Source organism: Lentibacillus kimchii, from assembly GCF_055381965.1.
The window spans coordinates 1,554,197-1,568,925 of record NZ_AP043934.1 but is presented as its reverse complement, the minus strand read 5'-3'; the positions used below and the strand labels follow the sequence as shown (position 1 = coordinate 1,568,925).

The following is a 14,729-nucleotide window of genomic DNA, read 5'->3' as shown; positions in this document are numbered from 1 at the left end:
AAGTATTTTACACTTCAGTAAGTTAATTTTTCAGTATTGAATTGGGGGAGAAAATGACAGTGGATCATCCATTTAATATAAACGAATCAGGCCATTTGACTATAGGCGGCATGGATACAATACAACTCTCCCGCAAATATGGAACACCGTTATATGTGTATGATGTAGCGTTAATACGGGAAAATTGCCGTGCGTTTGTTAAGGCCTTTCAGGAGCATGGCGTCAAGGCGCAGGTAGCCTATGCAAGCAAGGCTTTTTCTTCCATCGCCATGCTTCAGGTCATTAAACAGGAAGGCTTAAGTCTTGATGTTGTGTCACAAGGGGAGCTCTATACAGCTCTTCAGGCAGATTTCCCTCCTGACAGAATTCACATGCATGGCAATAATAAAAGTTATGCCGAACTGGCTATGGCCATTGAAGAAGGTATTGGCTGTATCGTTATTGATAATTTTCATGAAATTAATTTAATAACACATCTTCTTGAAGAAAAGGATACGAACATTAATGTTTTAATGCGTGTCACACCAGGTATTGAACCTGATACACATCAGTACATTAAGACTGGCAATGACGATTCTAAATTCGGTTTTAACCTGACAAATGGGCAGGCTGATCAGGCGTTTTTGCAGTTTCAGGAGCAGCCGCGCATGCACTTTTTGGGTCTGCATAGCCATATTGGATCGCAATTATTTGAAACGGACAGTTTTGTCCTGGCATCCCGCGTGCTCTTTGAGAAACTGGCTGCGTGGCAGGAACAGTACAGTGTTGTTCCGGAAGTGCTGAACCTTGGGGGAGGATTCGGCATCCGCTATACAAAACAAGATCAGCCGCTTTCCTACACGGAGCACGTCAGACAGATTATAGGGGCTGTGAAAAAACAGGCAGCTTCTTTCGGTGTTCCTTTACCGGAGATCTGGATTGAGCCAGGTCGGTCTATCGCTGGGAATGCCGGCATCACTTTATATACGGTTGGTTCCATGAAAGACATTCCTGGTGTGCGCCGTTATATTTCAGTGGACGGTGGTATGACAGACAACATACGTCCTGCGCTGTACCAGGCAGAATACGATGCAGTCCTTGCTAATAAGGCAGAACAGCCTCTGGAGGATACGGTTTCAGTTGCCGGGAAGTGCTGTGAGTCAGGTGATATGCTGATTTGGAACTTACCTGTCCCCGCAGTTGATCATCTTGATACGTTAGCTGTTTTTTCAACCGGAGCATATGGTTATGCGATGGCAAGCCATTACAATCGTTTTCCCAATCCGGCAGCCGTTTTTGTGGAAAATGGCCAAGATCAGCTTGTGATAAGACGTGAGACCTATCACGATATGGTCAAAAATGACGTTTCCTACGAGTAATGGATTGTTTTCTATGAAAAGGTCAGCTAAAATGGTAAAAGAAGAAGGGGAAGAATGACAATGCAGAAAAAAGACAGACTAATGCACGCTGTATGACCATCCAGTTGTTAATCTATCTTATTTTCATTGCTGCTCCAGTTGGAAACATCCTTCATGAACTGGGGCATGCGGCGGCAGCAAGATTATTTAGTGCTGATCGTATCACCTTATCAATTGGCACAGGTCATCTGCTGTATCATATGAAGCTGAAGCACATGGCCGTTTTTATTCATCTTATGTTCTTTTTGGGCGGTATGGCAGCCAGTGAAAGACAAACGCCCTATCGGAAGCATGAGCAGATTATAATGGCTGCTTTCGGACCAGTGACAAGTGCTTTAACTGCTGTTTTGTGCTCTGTCGTTTTACCTTTTTATCCAAACCGCTATCTGCTGTTGTTTTTGTTATTTAACGCATGGGTAGCGCTTGTTAATCTGATTCCCTTCCGATTTAATGGAAAACAATCGGATGGTTATACAATCTTTAATGTGATAAGGGAAAAATACGGTTAAGTTTGCAAAGGATGAATGTTTTTGAAACAGCGTAAAAAAAATTTGCTGTTATTGTTTATACTGCTGGGTATTGGCTTCATTTGGGCTTTTGTTTACTGGTTTGTATTCGTTTTATAGAGCAGGGTAAAACAATGCTCATAACATTAATCGATTCACTGTTTAAAAAGCGGGGAAGACTTCCGAAGGGTTACGTTTCATATCGAAGGCCTGTTAATACATTCTGACAGCAAACGATACAGGACAGGCTATTTTCAGGGTATCTTAAAACTTGGTTTGCTGGTGCCATATGGAAGTTATGATTTTAATGAGGGATAAGTATGTTAATTCGTTATAAGAAAAATTATGAAAAGATTGCAATGGGATTATTATCTTTTATGCCCGAGGGAAAAGACGTTAAAAAATTACAGCAAACCATAAAAGAATATGAAACCAACCCGAATTGGTATCTCTTCTTATGGAAAGAGGAGGATGTGCTTGGTGCGATAGGTGTTCGTGTTGAGAATGATCTTAATGCCGTTGTTCAGCACGTATCAGTCAACCCTTCACACCGCAATTCAGGAATCGGCCAGAAAATGGTGAAAGAAATTGAAACGATGTTTGACAATAACTACGCTGTTTGTGCTGATGAGTTAACAAAGTCATTTCTTAATAAATGTATAGATGAAAACGAACTGCAGCAGCATGACGATAAACAATAAGCAAAAGCCATCTCCACATAAACCTGGAGATGGCTTTTGCATGATGAGCCGGTTGGCTTTAGTCAATTTAGAACCAAGCTGCACCGACAATGATAAGAAGAATGAACAATACGACAATCATTGAAAAGTTGCCGCCGCCATAGCCATTAGCCATAATCTTATTCCTCCTTTTTGCTTAACGGATAAATGTTTTTTTGATAACATTTATCGTACATTAATAACTTATGCTGGCATTCCTGTGGTGTGTGGGCATTTATATCAAGTCAGCTGTCACCCTGCCATTTTTTTAATCCAATCCTTAACGAAACCGCATTTTGAGATAGAAGAGGGGAACTGCAGTGAACCAGTCTTATCAAGTAAAAATCGATGCATTTGAAGGTCCTCTTGATCTATTACTGCATTTAATAAATCAGTATGAAATTGATATATACGATATTCCAGTTTCGCAAATAACGGAACAATATATGCATTATATTCACACAATGCAACGTCTTGAGCTGAACGTTGCCAGTGAATACCTGGTTATGGCTGCTACTTTGCTTGCTTTAAAGAGCGAGATGCTGCTGCCGAGTCAGGAAATGACAGAGGAAGATGATGCGTATATGGAAGACCCGCGTGAGGAACTGATGCAGCGTCTAATTGAATACCGCAGATATAAAAATGCGGCCAAACAATTGCAGACTAAAGAGGCTGAGCCGAATCAGCTCTTCACCAGATCGCCTGTATTATCTGAACAGGCTGAATCCAGACCGCCTTCAAGAGGGGATACGTCCATTTATGATATGCTTCACGCGTTGGAAAAAATGTTTGCACGCAAGCAATGGGATGAGCCGCTGGAAACAACCGTGAAAAGCGAAGAAATTCCGATAGGCCAGCGAATGAATGACGTGCTCAGTCTTGTGAAACAATCCCGTAACGGTCTTGTCTTTGATCAATTGTTTGACTATCCGGCCCGCTCACATATTGTAGCTACGTTTATAGCGCTTTTAGAACTTATGAAAAATAATCAGGTCACCTGTACACAAGAAACCCATCTTGATGACCTGTACGTTTTTTATGTGGGGGAATAATCGTGGAAACCAATGAATTAAAAGCTATAGCTGAAGGATTGCTATTTGCGAGCGGAGACGATGGTGTCACGACAAAGCAATTGGCGCAGGTACTTAATATTCAGGAACAATCAGTTAACGATCTGCTGAGGCTGTTACAGAACGATTTTGATCAGCCAGATCGGGGTATGCTGCTGATTCAGTCACATGACGTTTTTCATTTGACGACGAAACCCGGGCACAGCTCGTATTTACAGAAGCTTTTGGACACACCGCAAACAACCAGAATGTCGCAGGCAGCATTGGAAACACTGGCGATTATTGCTTATAAGCAGCCCATTACCCGAACTGAGATTGAAGATATACGCGGCGTTAAAAGTGACCGCCCTGTGCAAACTCTGATGACGCGGGAACTCATTGATGAAGCGGGCAGAAAGGAGAGTCCCGGTCGTCCGGTATTATTCATCACAACAAAAGAATTTCTTACTTATTTTGGTTTAACGTCTCTGGAAGAATTGCCGCCTCTGCCGGACGATATCAGCACAGAAGAGTCAGAACAGGAAGCTGATTTATTTTTTGAACAGTTTTCAGAGCATAAAAATCAGCACAACCATACTTGAACCATATAGATAATTATTGACTCCCTGCATGGCCATGCAGGGAGTTTATAGTGATAAAGTCATATCATCTCATGCGATCTGCATAAACTGTAAGGACAAATTCAGCGTTTTGCAGGAGGATCGGATATGCGTTATACAGCCGTAATACTTGTTTTTCTTCTCACAAGTCTTTTTTTAAGCCCGGCTCATGGACAGGCAAAGCCAGATGTATCAGCTAATAATGCCATATTAATGGAACAATCCACAGGGAGAGTGCTATTCGAAAAACAAGCCGATCAGGAACAGTCGATTGCCAGCATCACAAAAATTATGACGGCCATCGTTGCGATTGAATCCGGGAAACTGGATGAAACGGTAACCATCAGCCATCGCGCTGTTAATGCGACGGGATCTTCCATTTATCTGGAAGAAGATGAGAAAATGAAACTGAATGATCTTATTTATGGATTATTGCTTCGCTCCGGCAATGATGCAGCCGTTGCTATAAGTGAGCATATTGGCGGAAGTATGGAGGGATTTGTCCGTTTGATGAACCAGAAAGCGGCGTGGCTGGGCATGACGCATACATCATTTGCAAACCCGCACGGTCTAGACGCAGAAGGGCATTATTCCACAGCCCGCGACATGGCCCTTCTAATGCGTTATGCCATGGACAATGACATTTTCAGACAAGTAACTGAAACAACCAAGTATAAATCGAATGACCGGGCTTATGCCTGGCAAAACAAACATAAATTGCTGACTGGCAAGTATGATGATGCGAATGGGGGCAAAACCGGCTTCACCAGAACGGCCGGACGGACGCTGGTCAGTTCAGCTAAACGAGACGATATGGAATTGATTGCTGTAACGCTGGATGATCCTGATGACTGGCGTGATCACATTAATCTGTTTAACTGGGGATTTTCACAATACACGATGACACCGGTTGATCAAAAAGGTTCCAGCATTTATCAGATAGCAGAAACCGGTGACCAGGTTAACGGCTATCTGCACCAGGATGTTACATTACCGCTTAATGACAAGGAGCAAGGCCAGATTGAAAGTCAATCGTTTGTCATGCCTAAAGATACACAAACAACAGAAGATGTTATTGGAAAGACCATTTACTTTGTTGATGCTGTGCCGATTCAAGAGGTGTCTATCCATGACGAGCGGCATAAAGCTGGTATTCTGGAGGGAATCGTAACACTTTATCAGAAACTGACAGGATTTGATCCGCATGGTTAATATCATATGGGTATTGATGGCGGGTATAGGCATTATTTACGCGATGATCAATGGAACAATGGACGAGGTTAATGAAGCATTATTCGAGAGTGCAGATGAAGCCGTCACCCTGTCGATTGGCCTGATCAGTATTCTTGTATTTTGGCTAGGGATTATGAAAATAGCTGAAGAGGCAGGGATACTCGCCTTTCTCGATAAGCTATTCCGGCCCGTTATTCTTAGGATTTTCCCTGATATTCCAAAGGGTCATCCCGCAATCGGTTATATATTATCCAATATAACGGCTAATATCTTTGGCTTGGGAAATGCCGCAACGCCAATGGGGATAAAAGCCATGGAACAAATGAAGGAATTAAGCGGATCGGATACCGCTTCACGATCTATGATCACGTTTTTAGCTTTGAACACGTCAAGTTTAACAGTTATTCCGACGACAATCATCTCTATACGGATGCAATATGATTCCGTTTCACCAACAGAAATTGTTGGCACCACCATTATCGCAACGTGTATCTCCTCAGTCAGTGCGTTAATCATCGATCGCATTTTTTATTACAGAAGTCTCAGGAGGAAATGACGATGGCGATTATCACAACCATCAGCAGCTGGCTGATTCCCAGTTTTATTCTAATTGTTTTGTTTGTTGCGGTTTGGAAACGTGTGCCGGCGTATGAGAAATTTGTCGAAGGAGGCAAAGAGGGTGTCCAGATGGCATTTTCTTTACTTCCTTTTTTAGTCGGTATGATTGTAGCCATTTCAATATTACGAAGTTCCGGTGCATTGGACGCTTTAATCGAACTGATCTCGCCTTTTCTGTTGTTTATCGGCATTCCCCCGGAGATTATACCACTGGCAATGGTCAGACCCATTTCCGGAACTGCGGCACTAGGTATGACCACCGAACTAATCGGAACGCATGGACCCGATTCATTTATCGGCAGACTTGCATCAACTATGCAGGGCAGCACAGATACAACACTGTATGTTCTCACCATTTATTTTGGAGCTGTTGGCATCCGTAAAATGCGTTATGCCTTGAAAGTTGGACTATTAGCTGATCTTGTTGGTATAATTGCTTCAGTTATTGTGGTAACATTACTATTTGGTTGAACTGTTAGCGAAGCGTTAACATGTGTTACACAGTTAACGCCATTTTTTTGACTGTTTAATCCAGTATTAGGGAATACAGGTGATATGATGACAAACTCATGGGAACGATTGCAAAAGGTGATTGCTCAAAGCGGTGTTACATCCCGCAGAAAAGCGGAGAAACTGATAACTGATGGAAAAGTCCGGGTCAATCATAAACGCGTTACCGAACTGGGAACCAAGGTTCACTCAAAAGATGACATTGAAGTGAATGGGATACAGCTGGAGAAAGAAGAGCCGGTGTATTACATGCTTTATAAACCAAAAGGCGTTATCTCAAGTTTACGTGATGACAAAGGGCGAAAGGTGGTAACTGATTATTTAGGAAACGTGCCGGAGCGTATTTACCCTATTGGCAGACTTGATTATGACACATCCGGTATACTTTTGTTGACAAATGACGGCAAATTCGCTAATCTTCTGATGCATCCAAGTTATGGAATTGATAAAGTCTATGTTGCCAAAATTGATGGTATTCCGGATAAGCGTGAATTGAACAAGCTGCGTAAAGGAGTTGACTCAGGGGGGGACCGGTTAAAAGTGGTCAGGTATGAAATCCTGAAAACAGACAGACGTAAGAATACGATGATTATTCAATTAACCTTGCATGAGGGCAAAAACCGGCATATAAGACGGATGATGGAGGCACTTGGCTACGCAGTCAGCAAACTTAAACGGGAAAAATATGGCCTGTTAACCCTGGAGCATATGAAGCCGGGAGATTGCCGCTCGCTCACGCCGCATGAAATTAAAAAAATGCGCTTATTGGCAAATGATGAAAATGTCAAATAACAGACAAATTCATTCGTCCGAAATCATGGTATAATCGCAGAGAGGTGAAATAATATGGCAGAGTCACCGGCACGCAATACTAAAAAACATAAAAAAAGGAATCGCCTTATTTTTCGGACGGTTGTATTGATTTTGTTGCTGATTGCTGTTATATATGCACTAATATCGAATCTTAGTGAAGATGAAACGGATGTTGATGTTGGCAAACAGGCACCTGATTTCAAACTTGACCAAATAAATGCCAATAATGAGCGTGAAACGGTGCAGCTGAGTGATCTGAGAGGCAAAGGTGTCATGCTGAATTTCTGGGGCACTTGGTGCAAACCATGCGAAAAAGAAATGCCTTATATGGAGTCACTGTATCCGGAGTATAAGAATAAAGGCATTGAAATTGTGGCTGTCAATCTGGATGCTACAAAATTTGTCGTGCATAAGTTCATTGATAAACACGATTTAACATTTCCAGTTCCCTACGACGATGATGAGGAAGTAATGAATGCTTATAATGTTGAACCGCTTCCAACCACATTCTTTATTAATCCTCAGGGAGAAATTGAAGAAGTTGTCGAAGGGGGACTGACACTGGATAAAATCGAAGGGCATCTGAAAAATATTGAGCCTGATCAGTAAGAATGAAGCAATTGTGAGGGATATGAATGAACGAAATAAAATGTGAATGCGGTCATGTTAATCCCGAAGGAACAGTTCTTTGTGAAGCGTGCGGTAAACCCGTACAGGAAAATCAGCATATTGACGGCAATGATCAGCGAAAGCTGCTTAATATGCGGTATGAGGGGAGTGCGCGCCGCTCCAGAACATATAATAAAACCATTGTTGATAAGATATGGAATTTTTTCTCGTCTGTCAAAGTGGCGGTCTGGTTAATTGTTATTGCTCTCATTGCTTCAGGTGTTGGGACGATTTTCCCCCAGGAACAGTACATACCAGCCGATGCACCTTCCCAGGATCCGTCGATTTTTTATGAAGCCGAGTATGGTATACTGGGCAAGATTTTCTATCAGCTTGGTTTCCATAATTTATACGGTTCATGGTGGTACTTATTAATCATTGCAGCAATAGGGGTTTCTCTTGTCATCTGCAGTATTGATCGCTTTGCTCCGTTGCACAAAGCACTGAAAACTCAAAGACCAAAGCGACACACGCAATTTTTGAAGCGTCAGCGTTTATACAGTGAGACAGGGCATGTAACAGATGAGGAAAAGGACAAACTAGTCACAGGTCTGAAAAAGCGGCGCTATAAAGTATATGAGGAAAATGGTCATATTCTGGCAGAAAAAGGACGCTTCTCCCGCTGGGGGCCTTATGTTAATCATATTGGTCTTATTATTATTATGATCGCGGCACTGTTGCGTATGACCCCATTTATGTATCTTGATGAGTACGTCTGGGTTCGGGAAGGCGAACAAACAGTTATTCCCGGTACAAATGAGGAATTCTATATTAAGAATGAGAATTTTAAGGTGGAAACGTATGACGAAGATGATGAACGTTTTAAGGAGGCCATTGACAAGCAAGGGGGAATGGTGGAAGAAAACTACCAGACCGATGCTGTTATCTATAAAAAATCCGGTGAAAACGTAGCGGGTGAAGACCCAGATCTTGAAAAGGTAAACGAAGGCGATATACGTATGAATCAGCCGATGAAGTTTGACAAATATACATTATATCAATCAGGCTTTCAGAAAAATGAGTTTCAGAGTATGACTTTCAAGGTACATGAAACCGATGACCCTGATGAAAAATCACTCGGATCGTTCACGGTTGATATGACAGATCCGAAAAATACATATCAGCTGGATAACGGGCTCAGTGTAGCTGTCAGTCAATATTATCCTGACTATAAAATGGACGATGGCGAGCCTACATCCAAGACTAACTACCCTAGAAATCCAGCCTTCGTATTTACAGTTGATCCACCTGGTAATCAAGAAGAGGAAATGAGTTTTGTTGGTATAGGCAGAAACGTTGATGCCACAGGAGAAAATGATTATAAATTAGGTATCCAGAATTTTAATACACGTTTTGCCAGCGGCTTGAGTGTAAAATACGATTATACAATTCCATTTTTTATCATAGGCGCTCTTATTTTCATGATTGGTGTCAGCCAGGGTATGTACTGGCAGCATCGCCGGATTTGGCTGCGTCCTGAAGGAGAGGGCATTATGGTGGCCGGTCATACGAACAAAAATTGGTTCGGTTTGAAAAAAGATATTGAATCGATTATTGAAGATACCAATGTAAATATGGTTGACGACCAGCAGGAACTGGAATAACCTAACCGTCCCGTCAAAGGAGGATATAAATGGGTTCATACATTGAAGTCAGCAGTACGATGCTGTATACAGCGTTCATCATTTATCTGATAGCTACTTTTTTCTTTGGTGCAACCATCAGGCAAAAGAATAAGCAGACCGGACGTGAATTCAGTGGAAAAATTGGCATTACACTGACGATCATCGGTTTTCTTGCCCAAATCGTTTATTTTATTACAAGATGGCTGGCCAGCGGACATGCGCCTGTCAGCAATATGTTTGAATTTGTTACTTTTTTTGGTATGTGTCTGGTGTTCGCGTTTATTGTTATATACTTTATTTACAGGGTGAATGTATTAGGCCTGTTCGCCTTGCCAATTGCTTTAATACTGATAGCATTTGCAAGTATGTTTCCAACTGAAATTTCACCATTAATACCATCTCTGCAAAGCCACTGGCTCTATATTCATGTTACGACAGTAGCATTGGCACAGGCGATTTTAGCCGTGAGTTTTGTTGCAGCTCTCATTTATCTGATCAGACAAATTGATCAAACAGTCCGGAGCAAACGAACAACATGGCTGGAAATTATTTTATTTGGCTTGTTTGTCTTTATCGGCTTCAGCGTCATCTCGACAGCCTTTAATCTGTCAGGCTACAGTGCAGAATTTGAGTATTCATCACAGGCACAGGGACAGACAGTCACAACTGACTATCATCTGCCGCCGATTGCAGGCCCGAATGAAGGAGAACTGCTGACTGGTGATCGTATGGAACCCGTGTTCGACGCACCTGGATGGATGCAAGGCGTTGAAGCAGCAAGGAAATTAAATACAATTATCTGGTCTGTTCTGACGGGACTGGTATTATACGGCATTGTACGATTGATTTTACGCAAACGAATCGGCGCCGCTATTCAGCCTTTCCTGAAAAAAGTTAAACCTGATTTGCTTGACGAAATTTCTTATCGTGCTGTTGCTATCGGATTCCCTGTTTTTACACTGGGCGGTATTATATTTGCTGCTATTTGGGCACAGATCGCCTGGGACCGTTTTTGGGGCTGGGATCCTAAAGAAGTCTGGGCATTAGTGACATGGTTCTTTTATGCCGCATTTTTGCATTTGCGTTTATCAAGAGGCTGGCACGGCGAAAAATCTGCCTGGCTCGCAACCGTTGGGTTTGTGGTCATCCTGTTTAATCTACTTGCAGTTAACCTCGTATTAGCAGGGCTCCACTCCTATGCCTGATCGTGAAAGTTTTACGGAATCCGCGATAAAAAAAGGCGTGTAAAACTTTTGAAAAGGGAGGCGTCAAAATGGATGAAAATCCAAAAATCTTAATTGCTGATGATGAAGACCGGATACGCCGGCTTGTTAAAATGTATCTGGAAAAAGAAGATTTTGTGACTGAAGAAGCAGAAGATGGCAAGCAGACACTCGAACTTGCGCTAAATACAGATTATGATGTTATTTTACTGGATCTGATGATGCCGGAAATTGACGGAATTGATGTAGCAAAAGAACTGCGCAAGAAAAAAAATACACCAATTATCATGCTTACAGCAAAAGGTGAAGAATCCAATCGGGTTCGGGGATTTGAGGTAGGTGCGGATGATTATATCGTTAAACCTTTCAGCCCAAGAGAAGTGGTGTTGCGTGTTAAAGCTGTATTGCGTCGTGTCACAGCCCATAATTATGAGGAAGCTGAAAAGCCCACGAAGAACCTGCTTGTATTCCCGCATCTGACGATTGATTACGATGCTCATGAAGTGACGGCTGATGGCACTGAAGTAAGCCTGACACCAAAAGAATATGAATTGCTCTGTTTTTTGGCTGAAGAACCTGATAAAGTGTTCAGTCGGGAAATTTTACTAAAAGAAGTGTGGGAGTATGAATTCTTTGGTGATTTGCGGACGGTTGATACACATGTCAAACGCTTGCGTGAAAAATTAAAGTACGTATCCACGCTTGCGGCCGATATGATTGTAACTGTGTGGGGTGTCGGATATAAATTTGAGGTGGCTGATGCTTAATGTTTTGGCGCAGTGTTGTCGGTAAGCTAGCAATAACTATTTTATTGCTAGTTTCTTTTGTATTATTTATTTTAACGATTCTTTTATTGGAATTCTTTGAATCTTTTCATGTCAGTGAAGCTGAAAATGAAATGATGCAGTCAGCAGGTAAAATGGCCCGGATGATTGAACAATCTGAGGATAGGGGCTTTTCTTTGAAAAATGCGACTCTCATGAAAGATTCGACAAGCCGGATCGTCATTATGAATCGTGATAAAGGGGAGGAGACCCTGGACAGTACTGATGCTATCTTAAATGAGGCTGACACCGACTGGCTGAGAAATGATGAAGAACTGAAGAAAGTATTAAGTCAAACTAAAAGTATTCAAAAAGAGACCGTCCTGCCGAATAGTGGTACTGAAGCAATGGTTGTTGGGACGCCAATTGGACAGGATAGAGCTCTCTATATTTATAAGTCCTTGAAAACCGTTAACAAAACAAAAGCGGAAACGACGAAACTCATTTTTCTGGCAGCAGGTATTGGGATTATTTTAACAATCGTATTTGCTTTCTTCCTGTCGACCCGAATCACAAAACCTTTGATTAAAATGCGGGAAGCTGCGTTAGATTTAACGCGAGGTGAATTTAATACTAAAGTTCCCGTTTTGACACATGATGAGATCGGCGAGCTGGCAATGGCTTTTAATCGAATGGGCAGACAGCTGCATTTTCATATTAATGCGTTAAGGCAGGAAAAGGAACAAATTTCGAGCATTGTCAATTCCATGGCAGATGCCGTTATTACACTAAATCGTAATGGTAATATGCTGTTAACAAATCCGCCGGCACAGCAGTTCATTCAAAATCTAAATTATGAACAGGAAATCAAGTCTTCTGATGAGAATCCGATCACACCCGAGCCACTGAATGAAACATTGAGCAGTGTTATTCAGGATGAAAAAGAAGTTATTCGGGAAATCAATACGCAAGGCCGTACATGGGTAATGATCATGACCCCTTTATATGATCATACAACGATACGCGGAGCTGTAGCAGTTATCCGGGATATGACGGAAGAGAGACAGATGGATAAAATGCGCCAGGATTTTATTGCAAATGTTTCCCACGAATTGCGGACACCAATCTCGATGCTGCAGGGATACAGCGAGGCGATTGTCGATGATGTGGCAGAGACAACAGAAGAAAAGAATGAATTGGCCCAGATCATCCAGGAAGAGTCACTGAGGATGGGCAGACTCGTTAATGAATTGCTCGATCTTGCCCGTATGGAAGCAGGAAGTAACCAGCTGAATAAGGAACAAATTGATACCGATGCCTTTATTGAACGTATTTTAAAGAAATTCAAAGGCCTGGCAGATGACAATCATGTTGAATTAATTGCCGAAAAGCATTTGAGCGTTACTGCCGTCATTATCGATGCTGATCGGATCGAACAAGTTCTTACAAATTTAATTGATAACGCCATCCGGCATACCAAAGATAACGGCTATGTCAAAGTGTCAATTGAAGGGACTGAAACTGTGCTGAATATCGCTATAGAAGATAACGGAAGTGGCATACCTGAAGAAGATATACCGTTTGTATTTGATCGGTTCTATAAGGCTGATAAATCACGAGCGCGAAATAGCGAAAAGAAAGGGACTGGTCTGGGGCTGGCAATAGCTAAAAATATTGTTGAGGCCCATGGCGGAACCATTGATGTAAAAAGTAAACGTGGTGAAGGGACAACATTTGAAATCAATCTGCCGCTGCAGACGTGACAGTTATGACTGTGTATCTGTTTCCCTTGGAAATAACATAATGCTGATGTTCTTGGGTATTTGCTGTGCACGATTAATTGAAAGGTTACAGCGTTTCAATCTGTCAGTGACATGTTATGATGAAAGTAGCTTAATTTTTTTGATTGCTGTCAGTAAAGGAGAGGGGTCAGCGTGCTGTTTAAAGCGGTCGTCCTAACATGTTTTGAAACATTTCTTGATGGGCGGAGCGTCTCAGCTGTGTATCATTTATTAACAGGCAAAAAGTCCATTCAAACAGTTCAGGATGCCCACATTTATCAATTAAACCACTTCTATGGTATTTATCCAGCACTGCGAAAAGAGACATTCGACAACCAGCTGCGAAAAATGGTCCAAGAAGGATTTCTTATACTGAGACCGGATAATACGGCATTGCCAGCCAAGAAAAGCAAGGAACAAATAGATAGCGTAACGGATTCAGTTATGCAGTCCTTCAGGGGTCAGGCGTACCATCGACAAACACTGGTATTCTGGGAACGGCTTCTCTTGATCATTCAAACAATGACAAATAGCCGGATGAATTATTTTCATTTTATCCCGATTATTGATAAACGTGATGTGACAGATTGGGTTAAAAAGCAATATAAACAATGGAAAGCGCAAGAGTCCATTTTTTTGCAGAAGCTGTACGGAGAGCTTTTTCACATGCTGCAGTTTCTGTCAAAAAGGGACGCAGGCATATTTGTTGATAGTCTGACCGGTTATGGTCACTATGGTTTGAGCAGATTTCAGCTGGCTGATCGTTATCAGCTGGAACAGATTGATGTCCCTTTAGTAAGAACAGGTATTTTGCATTATCTTATGACATTGATCGAGCAGAATCCGCGAGCATATCCTCTGTTGGGTCAATTGTTTTTTGACTTGCCGCAAACGACAACCTTGACCAATTCAGCCAGTAAAACCAAAGCTCTATTGGACAAACAGTACACCACTCAGCAGATTGCCAGCGTCCGCCATTTGAAGCTGAACACCATTTATGATCACATGGTTGAAATCGCCCTCTATGATGACACATTTCCGCTTGACGATTATGTTTCGCCGGAGGAACATGCCGAAATACGTACAGCGATTGAAGGTTCAGCATCTTTTAAACTTAAAGCGATAAAAGAACAGGTTAGAGAAACGATCAGTTATTTCCAGATAAGACTTGTTATGGCCGCAGACAGCCTGTCATAGCCAAG

At 42.0% G+C, this 14,729-nt stretch carries 16 protein-coding genes; 15 read left to right on the top strand and 1 reads right to left on the bottom strand.

The genetic code is table 11. From position 1 onward, the window contains the following. The first annotated feature begins 53 nt into the window (after positions 1-53). From lysA to ACZ444_RS08400, 3 genes are all read left to right on the top strand, one after another. Positions 54-1,358: a diaminopimelate decarboxylase gene (gene lysA, locus ACZ444_RS08410; RefSeq protein ID WP_382361254.1), complete on the top strand. Its 1,305-nt coding sequence runs from the start codon at positions 54-56 to the stop codon at positions 1,356-1,358. 92 nt (positions 1,359-1,450) lie between these two features. Beyond that, positions 1,451-1,906 (top strand): site-2 protease family protein, encoded by a 456-nt coding sequence (locus ACZ444_RS08405; RefSeq protein WP_382361257.1) that lies wholly within the window; start codon positions 1,451-1,453, stop codon positions 1,904-1,906. A 317-nt stretch (positions 1,907-2,223) separates the two neighbouring features. After that, a complete protein-coding gene (locus ACZ444_RS08400) occupies positions 2,224-2,604 on the top strand; it encodes a GNAT family N-acetyltransferase (protein WP_382361260.1) in 381 nt (126 codons plus the stop codon). A 67-nt stretch (positions 2,605-2,671) separates the two neighbouring features. On the opposite strand, the gene ACZ444_RS08395 is transcribed toward ACZ444_RS08400, so the two are convergent. Continuing rightward, positions 2,672-2,758, bottom strand: a complete 87-nt coding sequence (locus ACZ444_RS08395; protein ID WP_382361707.1) for a YjcZ family sporulation protein — start codon at positions 2,756-2,758, stop codon at positions 2,672-2,674. Positions 2,759-2,942: 184 nt separating this feature from the next. On the opposite strand from ACZ444_RS08395, the gene ACZ444_RS08390 reads away from it, so the two are divergent. From ACZ444_RS08390 to ACZ444_RS08335, 12 genes are all read left to right on the top strand, one after another. Next, a complete protein-coding gene (locus ACZ444_RS08390; protein WP_382361263.1) occupies positions 2,943-3,674 on the top strand; it encodes a segregation/condensation protein A in 732 nt (243 codons plus the stop codon). A 2-nt stretch (positions 3,675-3,676) separates the two neighbouring features. Then, a complete protein-coding gene (scpB, locus tag ACZ444_RS08385; protein ID WP_382361265.1) occupies positions 3,677-4,273 on the top strand; it encodes an SMC-Scp complex subunit ScpB in 597 nt (198 codons plus the stop codon). Positions 4,274-4,399: 126 nt separating this feature from the next. Beyond that, complete coding sequence (locus tag ACZ444_RS08380) at positions 4,400-5,503, top strand: D-alanyl-D-alanine carboxypeptidase family protein (RefSeq protein WP_382361268.1); 1,104 nt, start codon at positions 4,400-4,402, stop codon at positions 5,501-5,503. Further along, positions 5,496-6,080, top strand: a complete 585-nt coding sequence (locus ACZ444_RS08375; protein ID WP_382361271.1) for a nucleoside recognition domain-containing protein — start codon at positions 5,496-5,498, stop codon at positions 6,078-6,080. The genes ACZ444_RS08380 and ACZ444_RS08375 overlap by 8 nt, the downstream gene beginning before the upstream one ends. Before the next feature lie 2 nt (positions 6,081-6,082). After that, entirely contained in the window at positions 6,083-6,613 is a 531-nt protein-coding gene (locus ACZ444_RS08370) for a spore maturation protein (protein ID WP_382361274.1), read from the top strand. An 87-nt stretch (positions 6,614-6,700) separates the two neighbouring features. Next, positions 6,701-7,444 (top strand): pseudouridine synthase, encoded by a 744-nt coding sequence (locus tag ACZ444_RS08365; protein ID WP_382361277.1) that lies wholly within the window; start codon positions 6,701-6,703, stop codon positions 7,442-7,444. 54 nt (positions 7,445-7,498) lie between these two features. Then, the gene (resA, locus tag ACZ444_RS08360) at positions 7,499-8,074 is read left to right on the top strand and encodes a thiol-disulfide oxidoreductase ResA (protein WP_382361280.1); all 576 of its coding nucleotides are present in this window, start codon (positions 7,499-7,501) and stop codon (positions 8,072-8,074) included. Positions 8,075-8,100: 26 nt separating this feature from the next. Further along, positions 8,101-9,738, top strand: coding sequence for a cytochrome c biogenesis protein ResB (gene resB / locus ACZ444_RS08355; protein ID WP_382361283.1), 1,638 nt, complete (start codon positions 8,101-8,103; stop codon positions 9,736-9,738). Positions 9,739-9,767: 29 nt separating this feature from the next. Then, entirely contained in the window at positions 9,768-10,964 is a 1,197-nt protein-coding gene (gene ccsB / locus ACZ444_RS08350) for a c-type cytochrome biogenesis protein CcsB (RefSeq protein WP_382361286.1), read from the top strand. A gap of 68 nt (positions 10,965-11,032) precedes the next feature. Further along, positions 11,033-11,749: a response regulator transcription factor gene (locus tag ACZ444_RS08345; protein ID WP_382361289.1), complete on the top strand. Its 717-nt coding sequence runs from the start codon at positions 11,033-11,035 to the stop codon at positions 11,747-11,749. After that, positions 11,749-13,509 carry an ATP-binding protein gene (locus tag ACZ444_RS08340; RefSeq protein WP_382361292.1) on the top strand — a complete coding sequence of 587 codons (1,761 nt, stop codon included), beginning with the start codon at positions 11,749-11,751 and terminating at the stop codon, positions 13,507-13,509. The genes ACZ444_RS08345 and ACZ444_RS08340 overlap by 1 nt, the downstream gene beginning before the upstream one ends. 171 nt (positions 13,510-13,680) lie before the next feature. Further along, positions 13,681-14,724, top strand: coding sequence for a YpbB family protein (locus ACZ444_RS08335; RefSeq protein WP_382361295.1), 1,044 nt, complete (start codon positions 13,681-13,683; stop codon positions 14,722-14,724). The last annotated feature ends 5 nt before the right edge of the window (positions 14,725-14,729 follow it).